This window comes from Psychrobacillus sp. FSL K6-2843, assembly GCF_038626375.1.
Classification (GTDB): Bacteria; Bacillota; Bacilli; order Bacillales_A; family Planococcaceae; genus Psychrobacillus; species Psychrobacillus faecigallinarum.
Genome location: NZ_CP152021.1, coordinates 3,015,849 through 3,036,124, shown reverse-complemented (window position 1 = coordinate 3,036,124; position 20,276 = coordinate 3,015,849). Strand labels below are relative to the sequence as shown.

The 20,276-nt window shown below is 39.4% G+C and carries 16 protein-coding genes, 1 other RNA gene and 1 pseudogene; 13 read left to right on the top strand and 5 right to left on the bottom strand.

The features are described 5' to 3' along the window. Positions 1-8 precede the first annotated feature (8 nt). The 4 genes from tpiA to MKY94_RS15335 all read left to right on the top strand — a co-directional run bounded on the left by tpiA (position 9) and on the right by MKY94_RS15335 (position 4,046). Complete coding sequence (tpiA, locus tag MKY94_RS15350) at positions 9-770, top strand: triose-phosphate isomerase (RefSeq protein WP_342577323.1); 762 nt, start codon at positions 9-11, stop codon at positions 768-770. Then, entirely contained in the window at positions 763-2,301 is a 1,539-nt protein-coding gene (gene gpmI, locus MKY94_RS15345; RefSeq protein ID WP_342577322.1) for a 2,3-bisphosphoglycerate-independent phosphoglycerate mutase, read from the top strand. Before tpiA ends, gpmI begins: the two co-directional genes overlap by 8 nt. Positions 2,302-2,303: 2 nt before the next feature. After that, on the top strand, positions 2,304-3,596 hold the full coding sequence (eno, locus tag MKY94_RS15340) for a phosphopyruvate hydratase (RefSeq protein ID WP_144538786.1): 1,293 nt from the start codon (positions 2,304-2,306) through the stop codon (positions 3,594-3,596). Between the two features lie 114 nt (positions 3,597-3,710). Beyond that, a complete protein-coding gene (locus tag MKY94_RS15335; protein ID WP_342577321.1) occupies positions 3,711-4,046 on the top strand; it encodes a hypothetical protein in 336 nt (111 codons plus the stop codon). A gap of 89 nt (positions 4,047-4,135) precedes the next feature. On the opposite strand, the gene MKY94_RS15330 is transcribed toward MKY94_RS15335, so the two are convergent. Next, entirely contained in the window at positions 4,136-5,650 is a 1,515-nt protein-coding gene (locus tag MKY94_RS15330) for a hypothetical protein (RefSeq protein WP_342577320.1), read from the bottom strand. Between the two features lie 196 nt (positions 5,651-5,846). Here MKY94_RS15330 and secG point away from each other — a divergent pair, with 196 nt between their 5' ends. The 6 genes and pseudogenes from secG to MKY94_RS15300 all read left to right on the top strand — a co-directional run. Further along, on the top strand, positions 5,847-6,074 hold the full coding sequence (secG, locus tag MKY94_RS15325; protein WP_144538782.1) for a preprotein translocase subunit SecG: 228 nt from the start codon (positions 5,847-5,849) through the stop codon (positions 6,072-6,074). A 147-nt stretch (positions 6,075-6,221) separates the two neighbouring features. Continuing rightward, complete coding sequence (locus MKY94_RS15320; RefSeq protein ID WP_342577319.1) at positions 6,222-6,968, top strand: carboxylesterase; 747 nt, start codon at positions 6,222-6,224, stop codon at positions 6,966-6,968. A gap of 43 nt (positions 6,969-7,011) precedes the next feature. After that, complete coding sequence (gene rnr, locus MKY94_RS15315) at positions 7,012-9,324, top strand: ribonuclease R (protein WP_342577318.1); 2,313 nt, start codon at positions 7,012-7,014, stop codon at positions 9,322-9,324. A gap of 51 nt (positions 9,325-9,375) precedes the next feature. Further along, entirely contained in the window at positions 9,376-9,843 is a 468-nt protein-coding gene (smpB, locus tag MKY94_RS15310) for an SsrA-binding protein SmpB (protein WP_342577317.1), read from the top strand. A 273-nt stretch (positions 9,844-10,116) separates the two neighbouring features. Further along, positions 10,117-10,471, top strand: a transfer-messenger RNA (tmRNA) gene (ssrA, locus tag MKY94_RS15305). A 136-nt stretch (positions 10,472-10,607) separates the two neighbouring features. Next, positions 10,608-11,603 (top strand): annotated as a pseudogene (locus MKY94_RS15300) (IS110 family transposase); the annotation flags it as partial. Positions 11,604-11,941: 338 nt separating this feature from the next. Here the strand turns inward: MKY94_RS15300 and MKY94_RS15295 are convergent. Further along, positions 11,942-13,165 (bottom strand): IS110 family transposase, encoded by a 1,224-nt coding sequence (locus MKY94_RS15295; protein WP_340844735.1) that lies wholly within the window; start codon positions 13,163-13,165, stop codon positions 11,942-11,944. A 772-nt stretch (positions 13,166-13,937) separates the two neighbouring features. Here MKY94_RS15295 and ltrA point away from each other — a divergent pair. The 3 genes from ltrA (at position 13,938) to MKY94_RS15280 (ending at position 16,116) form a co-directional block, all read left to right on the top strand. After that, entirely contained in the window at positions 13,938-15,266 is a 1,329-nt protein-coding gene (gene ltrA, locus MKY94_RS15290) for a group II intron reverse transcriptase/maturase (RefSeq protein ID WP_142540006.1), read from the top strand. Between the two features lie 196 nt (positions 15,267-15,462). Beyond that, a complete protein-coding gene (locus MKY94_RS15285; protein ID WP_170206557.1) occupies positions 15,463-15,612 on the top strand; it encodes a hypothetical protein in 150 nt (49 codons plus the stop codon). A gap of 180 nt (positions 15,613-15,792) precedes the next feature. After that, entirely contained in the window at positions 15,793-16,116 is a 324-nt protein-coding gene (locus MKY94_RS15280; protein ID WP_142540007.1) for an antibiotic biosynthesis monooxygenase, read from the top strand. A gap of 308 nt (positions 16,117-16,424) precedes the next feature. On the opposite strand, the gene MKY94_RS15275 is transcribed toward MKY94_RS15280, so the two are convergent. Genes MKY94_RS15275 through MKY94_RS15265 form a run of 3 tightly spaced genes read right to left on the bottom strand, consistent with a single transcriptional unit; the run spans position 16,425 to position 20,087 of the window. Continuing rightward, the gene (locus MKY94_RS15275; RefSeq protein WP_142540008.1) at positions 16,425-17,552 is read right to left on the bottom strand and encodes a Ger(x)C family spore germination protein; all 1,128 of its coding nucleotides are present in this window, start codon (positions 17,550-17,552) and stop codon (positions 16,425-16,427) included. Continuing rightward, positions 17,549-19,006 (bottom strand): spore germination protein, encoded by a 1,458-nt coding sequence (locus MKY94_RS15270; RefSeq protein ID WP_142540009.1) that lies wholly within the window; start codon positions 19,004-19,006, stop codon positions 17,549-17,551. Before MKY94_RS15270 ends, MKY94_RS15275 begins: the two co-directional genes overlap by 4 nt. After that, positions 18,999-20,087, bottom strand: a complete 1,089-nt coding sequence (locus MKY94_RS15265; RefSeq protein ID WP_142540010.1) for an endospore germination permease — start codon at positions 20,085-20,087, stop codon at positions 18,999-19,001. Before MKY94_RS15265 ends, MKY94_RS15270 begins: the two co-directional genes overlap by 8 nt. Between the last annotated feature and the right edge of the window lie 189 nt (positions 20,088-20,276).

Below are 20,276 nucleotides of genomic sequence, written 5' to 3'. Positions count from 1 at the left end.
GATTTTATATGCGTAAACAAGTAATCGCAGGAAACTGGAAAATGTACAAAACGCTTTCTGAGGCAAAGCAATTTGCTAGCGAATTAAAAGCGAAGCAGCTAGATACGACAAATGTAGAGGCAGTCATCTGTGCACCTGCTCTATTTTTAGAGTCATTAGTAAACGAGACTAAGGGATCTTTTATTTCGATCGGTGCTCAAAACATGCATGAAGAAAAGGAAGGAGCGTTCACTGGTGAAGTGAGCGGTCAACAATTACAAGATTTAGGCGTAAGCTATGTCGTAATTGGTCACTCCGAAAGACGCCAATATTTCAACGAAACCGACGAATCAGTCAATAAAAAAGCAAAGGCTGCATTTGAAAATAACCTAACGCCAATCATCTGTGTTGGAGAATCGTTGGAGCAACGTGAAAGCAACGAAACAGAAAGCATTGTTTCTGCTCAAACAACAGCAGCTCTAGAAGGTCTTACAGAAGAACAAGTGAAAAACACAATTATCGCCTACGAGCCAATCTGGGCAATCGGAACTGGCAAAACAGCTACGGCTGATGATGCAAACGATGTATGTCGTTCCATCCGTGAAACGATTTTAGATGGTTTTGGAGAAGAAGTTGCAAGTGCAGTCCGTATCCAATACGGCGGCAGCGTGAAGCCTGAAAATATTGAGGAATTGCTTTCTAAGGAAGATATTGATGGTGCATTAGTAGGCGGGGCGAGCTTACAGGTAGATTCGTTTGTGAAACTACTGGAGGCTGGTGCAAATGTCTAAAAGTCCAGTTGCATTAATTATTTTAGACGGTTTCGGACTAAGACCTGAAACTTATGGTAATGCAGTTTTTCATGCAAAAAAACCAAACTTCGATCGATATTGGAACGAATTCCCGAACGCGACCTTGATCGCTTCTGGAGAGGCGGTTGGCTTGCCAGATGGACAGATGGGTAACTCAGAGGTTGGCCATTTAAATATCGGTGCCGGAAGAATTGTTTATCAAAACCTTACACGAATTCATAAATCTATTCGTGATGAGGAATTCTTTAAAGAGCAAAAGCTTTTAGCTGCGATTGAGCATGTGAAGCAAACGGGTGGAAAGCTACATCTTATGGGCCTTCTATCTGATGGTGGAGTTCATAGTCATTATTCTCATTTATTTGCTTTATTGAAGCTTGCTAAAGCACAGGGGCTGAACGATGTTTTCGTACATGGCTTCTTAGATGGACGTGATGTTGGTCCACGCACAGCGGTAGCATACGTAGAGGAAACAGAAAAACAAATGAAGGATATTGGTATAGGCCAGTTCGCATCTATTAGTGGCCGCTACTATGCAATGGACCGTGATCGTCGTTGGGATCGTGTTATCCTTGCCTATAAGGCGATGGTAGATGGAATCGGTAAAACGGCTGAAACGGCAACTCAGGGAGTACTTAACTCTTATGAGGAGGATATTGCAGATGAATTCGTCGTGCCATTTGTCATTGAGAAAAATGGACAGCCGGCTACTACTATAGATACTGGTGATGCAGTCATCTTCTTTAATTTCCGTCCTGACCGTGCAATTCAGTTATCGATGGCTTTAAATACTCCATCGTTCGATAGCTTCCCATTAAGCGAAAAGCATCCGAAGAACCTTAAATTCGTGACATTCACTCATTATAGTGATGAGGTAGTAGCGGATGTAGTATTTGAAAAAGTAAATTTATCTAACACGATCGGTGAGGTTCTTGCAGCTCGTGATAAAAGACAGCTTCGTATAGCCGAAACTGAAAAATATCCGCATGTGACATTTTTTATGAGTGGTGGTCGAGAGGAGCCATTCCCTGGAGAACAACGAATTCTCATTAATTCTCCTAAGGTGGCAACGTATGACCTAAAGCCAGAAATGAGCGCTTATGAAGTAACCGACGCTTTAGTAGGAGAAATTGCATTAGACAAATTTGATGCGATCATCTTAAACTTTGCAAATCCCGATATGGTAGGTCATAGCGGAATGCTAGAGCCAACCGTGAAGGCAATCGAGGCAGTGGATACTTGCCTTGGCAAGGTGGTAGATGCAATTTTAGCAAAAGGTGGCCAGGCAATTATTACCGCTGACCACGGAAATTCCGATGAGGTAGTCACAATCGAGGGTAACCCGATGACAGCTCACACGACCAATCCTGTTCCAGTTATTGTGACTGAAAAGGGAGCAACACTTAGAACAGACGGAATTTTAGCCGATTTGGCTCCAACCATGTTACACTTATTAGGTATAGAAGCACCGCCTGAAATGACAGGTAAAACATTAATCGAAACGGAGAGTTGAAAATGCCAATTATTACACAAATTCAAGCTCGTGAGGTATTAGATTCACGCGGAAACCCAACAGTTGAAGTAGAAGTATTCACAGAAAGCGGAGCATATGGCCGCGCAATCGTACCATCTGGTGCATCTACTGGTGAATACGAAGCAGTAGAACTTCGCGATGGCGACAAGTCAAGATACCTTGGAAAAGGTGTATTAAAAGCGGTAGAAAACGTGAACAACGTAATCGCGGCAGAATTAGAAGAAAATTTCTCAGTGTTAGACCAAGTTGAAATCGACCATGCAATGATCGAGCTAGACGGTACTGAAAACAAAGGTAACCTAGGAGCTAACGCTATTCTAGGAGTTTCTATCGCAGTAGCACACGCTGCAGCTGACTATTTAGATGTACCTTTATATCAATACCTAGGCGGGTTTAATGCAAAACAACTTCCAGTTCCGATGATGAATATCGTAAACGGCGGCGAGCATGCTGACAACAACGTAGACATCCAAGAATTCATGATCATGCCAGTAGGAGCAGAATCATTCCGTCATGCTTTACGCATGGGCGCAGAAATCTTCCACAGCCTAAAATCAGTATTAAAAGATGCTGGCTTAAACACAGCTGTTGGTGATGAAGGTGGATTCGCACCAAACTTAAAATCAAACGAAGAAGCACTTTCTACAATCATGACCGCAATCGAAAAAGCTGGCTACAAACCAGGTGAAGAAATCCTTCTAGCAATGGACGTAGCATCTTCTGAGCTATTTAACAAAGAAGACGGCAAATACCACCTAACTGGTGAAGGCGTAGTCAAAACTTCAGAGGAAATGGTTGATTGGTACGAAGAGCTTTGCAATAAATACCCAATCATCTCAATCGAAGACGGATTAGACGAAAACGACTGGGCTGGCCACAAGCTTCTAACAGAAAGACTTGGCAAAAAAGTTCAGCTAGTTGGAGACGATCTATTCGTAACTAACACGAAAAAACTAGCACAAGGAATCGAGCAAGGCGTAGGCAACTCAATCCTAGTAAAAGTTAACCAAATCGGTACACTTACAGAAACATTTGACGCAATCGAAATGGCAAAACGCGCTGGCTACACAGCAGTCATCTCCCACCGCTCTGGTGAATCCGAGGACGTAACAATCGCTGACCTAGCAGTAGCAACAAACGCTGGCCAAATCAAAACAGGAGCACCATCCCGCTCCGACCGCGTAGCAAAATACAACCAACTACTACGTATCGAGGACCAACTGTACAACACAGCTCAATACCTAGGCAAAAAAACATTCTATAACCTGAAATAAATAATGGTAGATAACTACTTAACACTTTTGTGTTAAGTAGTTTTTTTTGTGTGGAGATTTGTGTGGAGTGCTGCATGGAGCTTGGGAAGTGTTGCAGAGAAGGAGGAAAGTGTTGTGCGAAAGAGAGGAAGCATTGCGGGAAATAAAAGAGTTGCGGGAAATAGGGAGAGTGTTGCAGAGATGAGTCGAAGTGTTGCAGAGAAGGAGCAAAGTGTTGCGCGAAAGAGAGGGAGCATTGCGGGAAATAAAAGTGTTGCAGAGATAGGGAGAAGTGTTGCGCAAAAGGATAGAAGTGTTGCAGAGATGAGGCAAGGTGTTGCACATCAGGGAAATGCGGAACGTTGCAGAGACGGAGCGGAACCTTGCACAGATTGCGAGCAACATTGCGGAGATAGAATAAAACCTTGCACAGATGGAGTGAAACCTTGCGGAGACGAGCATAAACATTGAAGAAATCACGAAACTCTTGCAGGCCCATCATAATTTGCTAACGAGTTTCACAAAAAAAGAGCAGGTACATCGCCTGCTCTCTTTTCTATTTAAAATATATACGGGCCGACCAAGAAAAACATAATGGCAAGATTCATAAAGGTCGCGTATAAAATCATATACGTGTAATCTTCCTCTTCTGGGTTATAGCGGGCAAGGAATAATGGAACGACCGATAGAACAGCTCCTACGACTAATAAACCAACAAAATGCCAGCTTTCCGTAATGAATGGAACATTTGCAATGATCGTTTCCACCTTCGTAAAGCGATATAAGAAAAAGATTTGCAACGCTAAAAGCGAGACGACATGGATAACAAATCCTAAAAAATAGGTTCTTTCATATTTAAATCGGTTTAGAATGACTGTGCTCAAATAGGATATCCCAAATGCAAGGATGATCCATGCAAAGGCAAACAGTACTAGCATTAAGCCGTTAAAGGATTTACTAAACTGGGTGTAGGCTGCTTGCTTGTAGTCCTCCTTGGAAATCTTTTTGCTCTCTTCTATTTTGATTGGTTCAGAGGAGGTGTAAACTAATTCCCTTTGAGAACCATTCATCTCTAAAAAGGCAACGGTCTGCTTATCTAATATGACAGGGCGCTCGTATCTGATACCTGATTTGGACAACGATGTAGCCCGAATCGTGTCTTTAGTTAGCGACCCCATGAACACTTGGTTTTTATTGCCGGCATAGGTTGCGGTAAAGGCTATTAACGTTTGTCCGTCCTGCTGAAGTACAGTTGGCAGGGTAATGTCATCTAATGTGCGACCGTCCTCTTCATACTCAAATTTGAGCTTCGTCAGCTGAATGGTTTGATTTGGCGAAAGATTAAAAGATGCCTGTTGGATCACCTTCGATTTTGCACCGCCAGAAACAATGGTGGCATCCATTAGCAGCAAGTACTCCTCTTTTGACTGCTCAATAATATTTAAGGAGGATACTAAGCTTGCTGTACTAGTGAACTTGAACAATTGGTTAGGCTCGTTCGTTAGAGTATATACGCTAAAGCGGTCTCCCTGAGTATCCTTTGTTATAGCAAAGATATTATTACCAAAAATTTTAACATCATAAATTGGCTCATCCATCCCATAAGCTTGCTCTTGACTATCCTTCAAAACTGTTAACTGACGGTCCTTGGTCCAGTAGACTAACGTATCGTCCGATTTTACGAAATCCTCGACATTTTGGGCAATTTCCTTGTTGCCGTTCTTTGTGCTGAAATGAAGTAAGGAATAATTTTTAATATAATAAGAGTCCGTTTCATCACTCCAGGCATTAGTGCTTGTACTAGTTAAGGCCAGACTGCGAGCTTCCTTACAGCTTAAGTCCAAATCACAGGAGACGATGGTTTGCTGCTTGAAATTTCTAAGAGCAAGTATGTAGCTATTCTCCTTATCTAATACTTGAAAATTCGAATAATTAGATGTAGGGATATCGACCGAAAAAGTTCTGCTCCAATTCTCTGATGGTAGTTTCGTTTCTTCCTTTAATGTAAACCAATAGACGGTAGCGATTAACGCTAAAAGGATGATGGTGGTCATTGCAAATAATTTTTTGTTCACAATTAATCTTTCCTATTCATTATGTATTTTTACAAAATAAACCATTAAATCTTTCCTATTTCATTTTACCGCTAGATTATGAGAAAATATATGATATTATTTAGATAACTACTTTAAAGTTTATAGACTGTTGTCAGTTCTATTTAAATTTGGTAAAATTATAAGTGTTGTGAAGTTCTAATCAGGAGGTGTAACAATGAATACATTATTAATGACATTATTAATCATCGTCTCACTTGCTTTGATTGTAGTAGTATTATTGCAGTCAGGTAAAAGTGCTGGACTTTCAGGAGCCATCTCCGGAGGAGCTGAACAACTCTTTGGAAAACAGAAAGCTCGTGGTATGGATTTAATCTTACATAGAGCGACTGTCGTACTTGCAGTATTATTCTTCATTTTGACGATAGCTGTTACTAAATTTTAAAAAACGAATGTATACGCCTAACCATACTTTCAATTGGTTAGGCGTTTTCTTTTATATTTGGGCATACATAAGATAAAATTAATAATGGTAAGATATATATATAGTAGAAAAGAAATGCTGTTTTTGGATATAGGAGGTTTTATTGGAATGCGTATCACTACACCAAAGCCGTTTTTCTTCGAGGCAGGAAAACGAGCAGTATTATTATTACATGGTTTTACCGGCAATTCGTCCGACGTGCGGATGCTTGGTCGATTTTTAGAAAAAAATGGTTACACTTCCTTGGCGCCACATTATAAGGGACATGGCGTACCGCCGGAGGAGCTGCTAGAAACTGGACCAAAGGACTGGTGGAAAGATGTTATCATGGCATACGACCGCTTAAAGGCAGCTGGCTATGACGAAATTGCCGTTGCTGGATTGTCTCTCGGAGGCGTATTTTCGTTGAAATTGGGGTATACAGTACCTGTAAAGGGAATAGTAACTATGTGCTCTCCAATGACGATGAAAACGACCGACGTCATGTTTGAGGGCGTCGTAAAATACGCGAAGGAATATAAGAAATATGAAGGTAAAAGCGAGGAACAAATAGAAGAAGAAGTAGAGGAGATTCGCAAAAATCCGATGCAAACCTTAGGTGAGCTGCGAGAATTCGTCTACGAGGTCCGCGATCACGTGGATCATATCTATGCGCCACTTTTCGTCACACAGGGGAAGCTTGATACAGTCATTGACATAAATTCTGCTAACTATATTTATGAGCAGGCTGAATCGATTGAAAAAAAGATAAACTGGTACGAGGAATCTGGTCATGTCATTACGCTTGGATCAGAAAAGGAAACGTTACATGAAGATATATTAAACTTTTTAGAATCGCTGGATTGGAATGTGTAAAACAGACCAATTCCGCACAATCTGAAAAGGGAGGGATGTTTAGATGGAGAATATGAAAGAACAATTACTGGAGTTAATGAACTCAGAAGAATATAAACCGATGACCACCAAGGAATTAGAGGACCATTTCGGACTAACCGAGGCTGACGACTTCAAGGAGCTAGTAAAAACACTAGTTTCTATGGAGGACAGCGGAGCGGTTGTACGCTCAAGATCTAATCGTTATGGTGTCCCATCTCGCATGAATTTAATCGTCGGGAGCTTCATCGGTCATGCAAAGGGCTTTGGTTTCGTCACACCAGAAGAATCTGGGATGGATGATATCTTTATTCCCCCTACGGAAATTAACGGGGCAGTAAACGGTGACAAGGTGCTTGTTCGCGTATCGAAGGAATCATCAGGAGACCGTAGAGAAGGTACGATTATTAAAATCACTCAGCGCGGGATCTCTCAGGTTGTTGGTACGTTCCAGGATAATAAAGGCTTTGGATTCGTTATACCAGATGACAAAAAAGTACCGATGGACGTATTTGTCGCTAAAGGCGACACGCTAGGAGCAGTAGATGGTCATAAGGTAGTTGTCGAGATTACTGATTGGCCGAATGAAAGAAAGTCTGCAACTGGGATTGTCACGAAAATCCTTGGACATAAAAATGATCCAGGTGTTGATATTCTATCAATCATCTACAAGCATGGAATTACGATTGACTTCCCAAAAGAGGTAATCGACCAAGCAGAGGCTGTTCCAGATCAAATCGCAGAAGGTGATTTAGAAGGACGCAGAGATCTTCGTGATGAGGTTATCGTCACAATTGACGGAGCAGACGCGAAGGACCTGGATGATGCAGTAACAGTAACAAAATTGCCTGACGGTACATATAAGCTTGGCGTACATATTGCAGACGTAAGCCACTATGTAACAGAAGGATCAGCACTTGACCGCGAGGCATACGACCGTGGAACAAGCGTGTACTTAACTGATCGTGTTATTCCAATGATTCCACACCGTTTATCGAATGGTATTTGTTCACTTAACCCACAGGTGGATCGTTTAACGCTTTCCTGTGAAATGATCATCAACGGCTCTGGTATGGTGACTTCCCATGAGATTTTCCAAAGTGTGATTCGCACAACAGAGCGAATGACTTACTCGGATGTGTATAAAATTCTAGAAGAAAAAGATGAAGCATTAATCGAGCGCTATAAAGACCTAGTGCCGATGTTCGAGAACATGGCTGAGCTTGCAGCTGTGCTTAGAAAGAAACGTGAGGAACGCGGTGCTATCGACTTCGATTTCCCGGAAGCTAAAATTCTAGTAGATGAGGACGGCTGGCCAACAGACGTTGCTATTCGCGAGCGTACGGTGGCAGAGAGGCTGATCGAGGAATTCATGCTAGCTGCCAATGAAACGGTTGCAGAGCACTTTAAATGGATGGATGTACCATTCATTTACCGTATCCATGAGGATCCTAAGCCTGAAAAGCTTCAACGCTTCTTCGGCTTCCTAACGAACTTCGGTTTAGTCGTAAAAGGTACGGGCAATGACATTCATCCGAAAGCACTTCAAGAAATCATTGAAAGCATCGAGGGAATGCCAGAGGAACCCGTTATCTCAACAATGCTTCTTCGCTCCCTACAGCAGGCAAAATATTACGGAGAATGTCTAGGACACTTTGGTTTATCAACCGAGTTCTATACGCATTTCACTTCTCCGATTCGTCGTTACCCTGACTTAATCGTACATCGTCTAATCCGTACGTATTTAGTGAATGGGGATGTTTCATCCGCAACCATCAACCATTGGGGTGCAATCATCGACGATATCGCAGAGCATACGTCGAAACGTGAGCGTCGTGCAGTAGATGCAGAGCGTGACACGGATGCACTGAAAAAAGCGCAATACATGGCCGATAAAATCGGTGAGGAATTCGAGGGTATCGTGAGCTCGGTTACAAACTTCGGTATGTTCATCGAGCTTCCAAACACAATCGAGGGTCTTGTACATGTAACGAACATGACAGACGACTACTATCGCTTTGACGACCGTCAAATGATGATGATCGGTGAGCGCTCTGGCAAGCAGTTCCGTATCGGGGACGAGGTAACGGTTCGCGTTTCAGCTGTAAAACCAGAGGAAGCCGCTGTAGACTTCGAGGTTGTTGGTATGAAGAAATCCTTTGGCCGCAGCACACGTAAGGAAAGTCCAAAGGTTATCCATGCATCTAAAAAAGGTACTGGCAAGGATAGAAAAGACAAATCGCAGCCAGGACCGAAAAAAGGAACGAATCAGAAAAAGAAATTCTATGAGTCCGTTGCGAAGAAATCCCAAAAACGCAAGCGACCAAAGAAAAAATAAAGAGGGAGCGGCCTAGGTCGCTCCACCTAGCTTTAGACAGGGGTGAATAGAATGGCAAAAAAGCATGACGACAAGCCGCTAGCACAAAACAAGAAGGCCAATCATGACTATTTTATCGAGGAAACAATCGAGGCAGGTATCGCCCTACAAGGAACCGAAATCAAATCCATTCGTAACGGGAAGGTACAGCTAAAGGATGCATTCGTGCGCATTCGCAACAACGAGGCATGGATCTCCAATATGCACATCAGTCCGTACGAGCAAGGGAACCGCTTCAACCACGATCCGCTGCGTTCTCGTAAGCTATTGCTACACAAGAAGCAAATCAGTTCACTAATTGGAGAAACAAAGCGTGAGGGCTATACAATCGTACCGCTCAAAATGTATTTAAAGAACGGCTACGCAAAGGTCCTAATCGGCATCGGTAAAGGGAAAAAGGATTACGACAAGCGCGACACACTAAAGAAAAAAGAAGCAAAACGCGACATCGAGCGAGCATTCAAGGATGCCCAACGATAATAGCAGCTTCCTAGTTATCCTGATAGTGGAAGGATGTATCACTTGAATTTTGACCTAATTTGATGTATAGTTATAACTGTAACTTCTTACTGAGATGCAAACCTTTTATCTAAGTGACACTTTCAGACTGACTTGAAAACGCTTGTCAGTCGAGGAGCGCAGCACGAGGCGGAAGCGAATTGAACTTAGGTTCATGAGCTGACAACGAAGTGCAAGCAACGAAGAATGAAAGCGTTTGTCAACAGTCTGAAAAGCTTACATTATTCCATAAACGGGGACGTTATGGATTCGACAGGGATAGTCTAAGCTTGAGTTGCGCGTCAGAGGCTCGGCTCTGTAAAAACGGAACTTATAATAACAGGCAAAACAAACAACAACTTAGCATTCGCAGCGTAAGCTCGGATCTGCTTTATCTATCCATCGCCCATGTGGCTAGGTAGAGCTCACTCTTAGTGGGATACGGTTGGCAGTGCCACTTGAGCTGTCAGCAGGAGATTTCCAAGTTAGCGTACAGGACGCCCGCTTATCGGCATAATGCTACGCGAAACTTCAAATAGGTAAGATACACGCGTAGAAGCTTAAGTGTTAGAGTTTCTGGACGCGGGTTCAAATCCCGCCGTCTCCATATATTGAAATCATATGATTTCATACAGTGTCATGTGACATAAAGCATGAATTTTCCTTTTGGAAAGTTTATGCTTTATTTTATTTTAGGAAATTTTGTGCTTGAATAAATTGTTTATTTGAATTGCTTTAAAGTTATTCCTGTTAATCAATACTTGGAGGACCATGAAATTTTATATATTTTGCTTAATCCGATTATTTCTTATCAGGCGAAGAGATCTAGTTTAAGGAAGGTAAAAACAGACGCAATTGATGCGTACCAGTTGTGTGTGCTTTATTACAAAGAAGATTTTGAGCCTCATAAAAACAGAGGAATTCAACTATTAAATCTTGGAAATCTTTCCAGACAACAGGAGATTGTAACGAATATGTATGTGGAGGCTAAGCTACAGTTTCACACTATTTTAGATCAAGTGTTTCCTGAATACCGCAAGGTTTTTGGTGATCTTTATTCGAAGGTTTCTTTACTTATGCTAAAGAAATACCCTACTTCAGAAGCTGTACTAGCTGTTGGAGAAAGTAAGCTAGCGGAGTGTGTGATGGAGTTTTGTCCAAGACGATCTAGTCAATGGGCATTGGATAAGGCCAAAAAATTAATGGATTCCGCATCTCGAAATCCATTTCAAAAAGTGGTGTATGACAGTCACTTAATCAATCTTCAAATGTATATTGAGTTACTTTTTCAGTACCAGTCACACCTTTCTGAGCTAGAAAATCGTATTGTGACGATGGCAAATGAATTAGAAGATTACAAGGTTGTCCAATCGATTCCAGGAATCGGGGAAAAAATCGCTGCCACGATCATCTCTGAGATTGGTGAAATCGATCGGTTTAGCCATCCTAAAAAATTGGTTGCCTTTGCAGGAGTAGACCCCAGTGTTCACTCATCAGGAAAGTTCATTGCCACAACCAATCGGATTACTAAACGAGGTTCAAGTAGATTACGCCATGCTTTGTATCTTGCCGTATTGTGCGGTATCAGAAGCTCAAGAAACAAAAAGTTGAAAGAATTCTATGACAAGAAGAAATCAGAAGGAAAGCCTTCCAAAGTGGCAATAGTAGCCTGCATAAACAAACTGCTTCATTGGGTTTATGCTTTATTAAATAGAGAAGAATCTTTCCAAGATATAGCGTAATTACTGGTTACAAGTAATTAAGAGAAAACCTTCCAGAAGGTTTTTGGAGGTCTATTTGTCATGCACAAAATAGTATATCATAAGATTAATAGTAATTTTAAAGAAAAATATTGACATCCTATTAGCTGGTTTAGTTAATTAAGACCATCCTTTCGATGGTCTATTTTTATGTCCAAAATATCAAGTAATTCTCAGAAGTCCATTGTGAAATGTTGCACTTAAACTCCCATGAAAATTAAAATCTTCGATTTAGAGAAAAAGGCAATACTAAATCAGACGCAGCTCATTTATTTTTTAAAAAATGCAGCGCCTAAATGGGGATCAAATTATGGGTTGGATTAGGAGGCACTTGGTTCAGTTATTGTAACGTTGTATCCTAAGTTCTCAAGTCTTCGAACAGAATATCGTACAATGGATTGTTCTTTTTGCTTGTCAAAGTAATCCTCTCCTAAATCTACGTACATCTCTTTGCGAGTTAAGAGATAATAGGAGATTCTTAAAATGGCATGAGCGACAGATATTCCTGCCCTTTTTTTACCCTTTCTTGATGCAGTACGCCTATACAGGGCTCCCAAATAGGTTTTGGATCCTCTGACAGAGTGAGCTGCTTCAATTAATGCCGATTTCAAGTACTTGTTTCCTTTTTTCATGTTGCTTGATTTTCTCTTGCCCGCACTCTCATTATGTCCAGGTACTAATCCTGCCCAGGAACACAAGTGCGCCGAACTGGGGAATTGCTTCTCGACATCCGTACCGACTTCGGCTAAGATTTGTTCGGCCATTCGAGTGGCGATGCCGGGAATGGAATCCAATCGCTCAATATCTTCTTGGTGGGGGGATAATCTAGTAGCCACCTCTTCGTTTAACAGTTCAATCTGCTCAGAAAGAAATTCTATATGGACCAGAATGGTTTTCAACATGAGACGTTGATGTGGATTGATATACCCCCGAAGAGCAAGCTCCAGTTCACTCTTTTTCTTCTTCATTGATCGACGGGCCAAGCTAGCTAGCTTCTTAGGATCATTTTCGCCATCGGCGATAGCACGAAGCATATCGAGAGACGAAACACCCATGATGTCGGAGACAACGGAGCCAAGTTTGATATTAGCACCTTCCAACACCTTTTGAATTCGATTATGTTGCCTTGCACGTTCTTCAATAATACTCCGTCGATACCGAACTAATTCTCGTAGTTCTCGTTGGTTACGATCCGGAATAAAACTTGCTTTAAGTAAACCGTGCCGAAGAAGTTTGGCAATCCATTCTGCATCTTTCACATCGGTCTTGCGACCTGGTACTGCTTTCATATGTTGAGCATTCACTACTAAAAATTCAATATTCTCCGCTTCAAGTAAGTTAACTATTGGCTTCCAAAATACGCCGGTACTTTCCATTGCTACGTGGGTACAACCATGCTCCTTAATCCAGTCAATTAACTGTAATAGAAATACAGTCTTAGTGGAAAACGTTTGAATCTCCTTTCCTTTTGGTGTAATAATACAGGCAGTAATGGAGTCTTTATGAACATCCATACCGCATGCACGCTCAATGATTACTTCCATTGTAATCATCCTTTCTACGGCAACTAGTATTGGAGGCTGGTGCAATAACCAGAGTAGGATTAATCTCCCATGAGTGCTTCCCGTAAGGGAGCGACAGTCTGTGATACACCGTGGTCGTTGGAGTCAGACTAACGGATGGGCTCTATGGCACCATAGTTCATCGACCTTCCTCTCCCAGCCGTAGTATCCTATACCCGTTTTTCACATTTTCATTCTCTGTGGTGTAGCGCTGATTTTGCGCTACATGGGTGGCTAACGGGGCAGTTGTGCGGCCGAGCCTAGGTCGTATCATATAGCGGGTGGGATTCCCGTCGAGAAAGAACTAGCCATTCACTCGTAGCGAGTCTTGGAGGGCTAATGGTAACATTAGCCTTTAAGCGTAGACAGTTAGGTGGCGGGCCGAAAGCCAAATGGTTGAAGGGATTGAGCTCCATAATGTTAGTAAATCGAGAGGGCTGATGCCTTAACTGCGGTAGAAAGCTACATTTTATTCTTCGATATAGGCAAGAAGGATAAAACCTCTCTGGGGTCAGAGACCTTGGCACGTCACACATTGATATGATACGGCAACTCGGGAGACCCTACCGGTCTCTTCTTATAGAAGAGTATGGTGTACAAGTGATAATAAGCAAGGAAACCAAATGCCGTTGTAGGGAGTCGGATAGCAGCGTAGTACCAATGAAGTTGGGTAATGCCGATGGAGGAAAGGCTGCTACCAAGTTATCACCCTTACTAGGGACACATTTACTACACTCGGAGGTAGGAATACTAAATGGAAACAAAACTATTAAGGATAGCTGAATTAGCAAAATCTGATCCCAAAATGAAATTTACATCTATTGTACATTTACTAAATAAGCAATCTCTAGTTCAATGTCATCTTGAATTACCTAATAAGAAGGCAACTGGGATTAATGGCACAACTAAAGAGCAATACAGTGAAACACTAGAGGAAAATATAGAGGACTTAGTAAGTAGGCTTAAAAGTAAAAGCTATCATCCTGTTCCCGTAAGGAGAATGTATATTCCTAAGCTTAACTCCAACAAGAAAAGACCATTGGGGTTACCGGAACATGAAGATAAGATTGTACAGAAAGGCATTACCAAAATACTAAATGCCATCTATGAAAATGATTTTCTAGACTGCTCTTTTGGGTTCCGCCCAAATCGTAACTGCCACGATGCTTTGAAAATATTAAATCATTATATTGAAAAGAAATCAGTAAATTATATAGTAGATGTAGATATTAAAGGGTTCTTTGACAACGTTGACCACATATGGATGATGGAGTTCTTAAAACTGCGAATTACTGACCCTAACTTACTAAGAATAATTGGTAGGTTTCTTAAAGGTGGATACATGGAGGAAGGAAAGAAATACAAGACTGATAAAGGCACACCGCAAGGTGGGGTCATATCTCCGGTACTCGCCAATCTATACCTTCATTATGTCCTGGACCTGTGGTTTGAGAAGGAAGTCAGAAAACAGTGTGAAGGACATGCATACATAGTTAGATATGCCGATGATTTTGTGTGTTGCTTCCAATATAAGAGCGAAGCTCAGGAATTCTTTCAATCATTAAAGTTGAGATTACAGAAGTTTAACTTAGAAATAGCGGAGGATAAAACCAAAATTATTCCCTTCGGGAGATTTGCGGAGAAAGACGCAAAACTAAAGGGAAATCGAAAACCTGAAACTTTTGATTTCCTAGGTTTTACACACTACTGTGGAAAGAGTAAATCTGGATACTTTCGTGTGAAACGGAAATCAAGCAGGAAAAAGCTACAAGGTAAACTAAAGGAATCGAAGGAATGGATAAAGAAGAACCGAAATAATGATATTCATATGATAATGGATAGATTTAAACGCTCGCTTGTAGGTTATTACAACTACTATTGCATCACGGATAACACTCCAAGTGTTCACCAATTTAAAGACAAAATCCAATATCTACTGTTTAAATGGCTCAACAGAAGAAGTCAAAGAAAATCCTTTACTTGGGATAAATTCAATCTCTTTCTTCATAAATATCCGTTACCGTCACCAAGAATTAAGGTGAATATATACGAATTAAGAAAAGAGATTAGCTATATCTTGTGAATGATGATTTGGAGGAGCCGTGTGCGTAAATAGCGCAAGCACGGTTCTGTGAGGGGGGAAGAACACAATCTACCGCAAGGTAGAGAGGTTCTCTTCTACTCGACTAGTTGAAGAAGGAAGAGCAGGTGTTTTTAGCTTCATGAAAGACTATCGGGGAAGGTTAGTTGAATAAGATAAGGGGGAGTTTTAATGTTGATTGACAAAAAAATGTAACATTTGTACTGTTTTTGAATGGATTATTTCTGTAGCAGTTCCTTCCTCTAAATTGAGTCAGATTGAAAAGGCTCTTATTGTTATTACTTCATTATTTTTAAAAGCTAAAGTATTAAAGTTAACTTTCTTTTAAAATTAAATCCTCTCTATGTTGTTTCAGGTAGGGTTTAAATACCACTTAACATGTCTATAATATATAAGCTAGAATAGATTTCTTTTTGGGGAAAATCTGAATATCTTAGCTCTAGTTATGTTCAAATATCAAAACCTACTCAGCGATATTATCAGACTAAATGTAAGGAGGAATTACTTTATGTTTATAGCAAATACGGCTACCCCATATTATGCAGTTATTTTTACCTCTCAAAGAACCGAAGAGGATAAAAAAAATTATATGAAAGCAGCTGAATTGATGATTGAATTTGCCTCAAAACAAGAGGGGTTTCTAGGAGTAGATAGGACCTGCGATTTAGAGGGATTAGAAATAACCGTATCCTACTGGGTCTCTTTAGAAGCCATTAAGCAATGGAAAGAAAATGATTCTCACAGAAAGGTTAAAGAAAAAGGTAAACAAGATTGGTACTCTTCTTACTCAACTAGGATTTGTAAAGTTGAAAGAGAATATTCAAACATTTAAAAGGATTTGCTTCATGTATAAACATGAAGCTTTTTTTGTAGGTATGATTTGTCTATAATGGTAAAGAGTCAAATCGTTATTTGTAATTAATAATGAAACGTTTTAGAATATATGACTGTATTTAGAAGTGGTTTTTTTAACTTTCTTATATATTTTAAATACATTCACTTTTTAAACTTTGCTAAATCTTTCTTATTTTTCTGCTGCTAGATTTTACAGTCTTATGGTAAAAAAATAAAAAGAGACAACGTGCCATAAGAATTAATTTTAATTCTTGAATTGGATTGGGTGTTTCTTAGCATCCATTTTTATTCATATGCCCCCTTGCTCTTCAAAATGAAGTTGACAGTAATTTTGTTTAAGGAATCTGCAGTTAATGGATAGTCATTTAATTGTTCGGGTTTTATCCTATCATGAAAAAGTACATTTTTCAGATTATAGACATCTGCATCTTTATCAATACCTTTTAGATAGGTTGTTCTAATTTCTTTTTCTATCTGTTTTGATACTAACTCTTGAATTTTTTTTAGAGACAATTGGTCTTCCAAATCTATTAAAGTACCTTCAGCTTCAACATTTATATTAAAGTGAAAATCATTTCCTTTTCTAATCAAATCAACTTTTGCAGATGGTTTCATTATTCTTACTGTACCTTTTATTTCATCCCCTATGACAATATCAACTGGTGTGCTTTGAGTTTGAGTTTGTGTCCATCTGAGGCCAGCAATCTCCTCATAAGATAACCACTCCTTATATGTTCCATTGCTAACTGGAAACGCACCATTTATTTGTAATACTTTTTTTGATTTTGGTTCTTCAACCGATTGCTTCCAGTCTGTTTCATTAATAGTTAGAGAAGGTAGCAAGGCAGTTCCCCCTGGTTCTTTATACTCAGAGATAAACCTATGCATACGCATCGGTTCAATATATGAATAAATTTTATACATATCGTTTGGTTTATACAAAATCGTATATAATGGAGGCAATTGAAAGAAACCTGTAGTACTAAGTATTTCTTCGATGGATTCCGTTGTTCCAAACATCCATGGAGTATAACGAAAATCACCGTGTTTTATTAAGGATTGCTCCACGTTCTCTATTCCTTTTTTTAAAACGGACTCTGAATAGATAATTGCTCCTACATGTGACCAGTTCACCTGTTGTTGTGTTGTTCGATATAAATTATAGACAGCATCATTTATATTTTTACCTGATGATTTACCGATGTACAAAGTAGCGGGTTGTGAGACTTTACTGACTTCTTGCTTAGCTACATTAGAAAAATCAAGCATTTGTACATAAATAATATAGTTTTCATCTTTATAGTCAATTCCTAATGTAGTAATATAATCTACTTCACCAATTTCTTTCTCATCCCAACATCCTGTTAGGAATAATAAGATGAAGCATATTATTAAAATTTTTGATTGTTTCATTTTTTTCCATCCCCCTGTCTGTCCTTATCAATAGGGTTAAGTATTGATGCACGTTCATTCTGTTTAACTACAGGTCGCTTAAGAACTGATTTAAAGAAATCTCTTTTCACAAACGGAGATACTGGACTTAAATAAGGCAATCCAAATGATTCGAGTTTAGCGAGATAACCAAGAACTGCATAAAGGCTTATGAAAAACCCAAACATTCCAAAGACTGATGAAAGAAGTATAGAAGAAAATCTCAAAATGGAAACAGTTCCATATATCGCCTGGTTCCCAAGGGTGAAAGTTGCAACTGTCGTAAGCGAAGAGATTACCAACATGGTTGGAGAAGTGATTCCAGCTTGAATTGCAGCATTACCCACGATCAGCCCACCAACAACCGCAACAGTTTGTCCAACTGCTTTAGGCAGTCGAACACCCGCTTCACGAAACAGTTCAAATAATATGAGCATTAATAGCATTTCAAAGGTTGCATTAAACGGGATACCTAGTCTAGATGAAGCTACTGAAGCTAGTAATGGAAATGGAATTTGATCTGCATTAAAAGATGATAAAGCCACCCAGAAAGATGGAAGAAAAAGAGCTATTATAAGTCCAAACAATCTAAGAATCAATTCAAAGGTTCCATAGTAATAAGGAGTATGTTCATCCTCAGCAGTTTTAAGTAATAATCCGAGATTAGCTGGACCTAAAAGCACATTCGGAGAATTATCCATAAAAATAGCAAATCTGCCTACAGCTAAACTACTGACAACACCATCAGGACGAGATGTTGCTTTTAATAAAGGAAAAAGTGAATAATTGTTGTCACCAAGAATCCCTAATAATTGATTGTCGCCATTTAAGAAATCGATATCAATATTATTCAATCGATCAGTAACTTCTTTAATCATTTTTTTATTTTGTATATCCGTTAGATAGACTAGTTTTACTTGCGTTTGACTTCTTTCACCTATAACAAAGGTAGTGGTAACAAGGGATTTCGATTTAATTCGTTTCCGAACTAATGCAATGTTTGTACCTATGTCTTCGACAAATGCATCCCTTGGTCCTCGTACGGATACTTCTGAATTGGATTCTTCTGGGGAACGCTTTGGTGGATTGGATGTATTAAAGAAATAGATGGTTTCCTCTATAACAATTGCTGTAAATCCATTAAATACTTTTTCTAGCAGAGTTACACCAACCTTCTCTTCCTTTTTAGACCAATGCATTTGCTTTGAAGAATTTAAGTATGCAATCCCTTTAAGACCATTGTTATAGTACTTATTTTGAATATCTGGGAGGATATTATCTAGTAAAACATTATTATCAATTAAACCATTGCAGTATATAACTAGCATAGCTTGCTTCTCTTTAGGACTAAATAGATATTGCTTCTCGATGGTTATATCCGACGAATTATTGAAGAGACTAGTTAAATATTCTTCATTTGTTTGTTCATTATTCAACCTGGGTACTCCTCCTGTTCTTGGAAAATTTAATTAATAATGCAATAAAGAGAGTAATAAACACCCCAATTACACTGGAGATAATATAATAATAACGACTTAAAAAGATTAAAAAAACCTCATTTGATATAGGAGCTATAATGACCAGTAGGTAAATGATACAAATAAATACTTGTATATTAACGCGCTGCTTTTTCTTTTTAATGTCAAAGACTTCTGTAATTAAATACAAAATAATTGCTAAATGAATAAAATTACCAGATGTCCATTGATAAATCGATAAAAAATCTAGATGATTAAAATATGTTCCAATCCCCAAGATTCTCCATTGAAAGAAAGAGGGATATCTAAGTTTTGATGCTTCTTCTACACCAAATATTGCAATTGTGCCAAGCAGTGGTCCAACCGTCAATATGGCCAAAAATGTAGTAAGAACAATAAAATGTTTGAATTTTAATTTTTGTGTAACTTGGTGCTGAAGAATTATTATTAAAAAAATTTCGATTATTGAACTAAAGACAATGAATGCACCATGAAATACCTCTTGCCATCCATTCTCCACAAGTACCGGGGTAACAAGATGGTAATTTTTATCAGGAATAGTGCCAATTGCTACAAATATGCCGAATATTAAAACAAATGGAAGTAAGACACCTGCACAAATGGCAATGACATTTAGTTTTTCATATGAAATGTAGAGGGAGCAAGCTAACAAAAACAGAGCTATAAAAATAGTAGGTGTATTGAACAAAAATGTTTCTTCAGTCCACATAACTGTTTCTTTTAAGGTAATCCAACCTGTTATTAGGAGGTAAACTACTATAAAAATAGCTATAATCCGACTTAGCAATGGAGAATACTTGGATGATAACCATTCAAATAGAGATATCGATTGGAAGTGCCTTGTTACGTAGAGCAATAACAGTGAAAAGACAAGGATAAATGCATAACCAATAATAACGCTGATCCATGCATCACGACCTGAAGCGTTAATTAATATAGGAGTAACGATTACATGATTGCTTAAACCAGTACCTAACAGGATGATAGTGAAGAGCTGTGAAATGGTGATCTTTGTCATTTGATATCCTCCAGTAGGGTAATATTATCATGCTACTACTATCGCCAAACTTTCTTTATTCTAAAAGTAAACTCTACGAGGTTATTTTGAAGCAAAGTTGGCTGAGAAGATCAATTTAGTGCATTTGCTGTGATGGAATTATTAAAAATAAATCGAAAGCCATTTGATAACCACCTTATATATGAGATG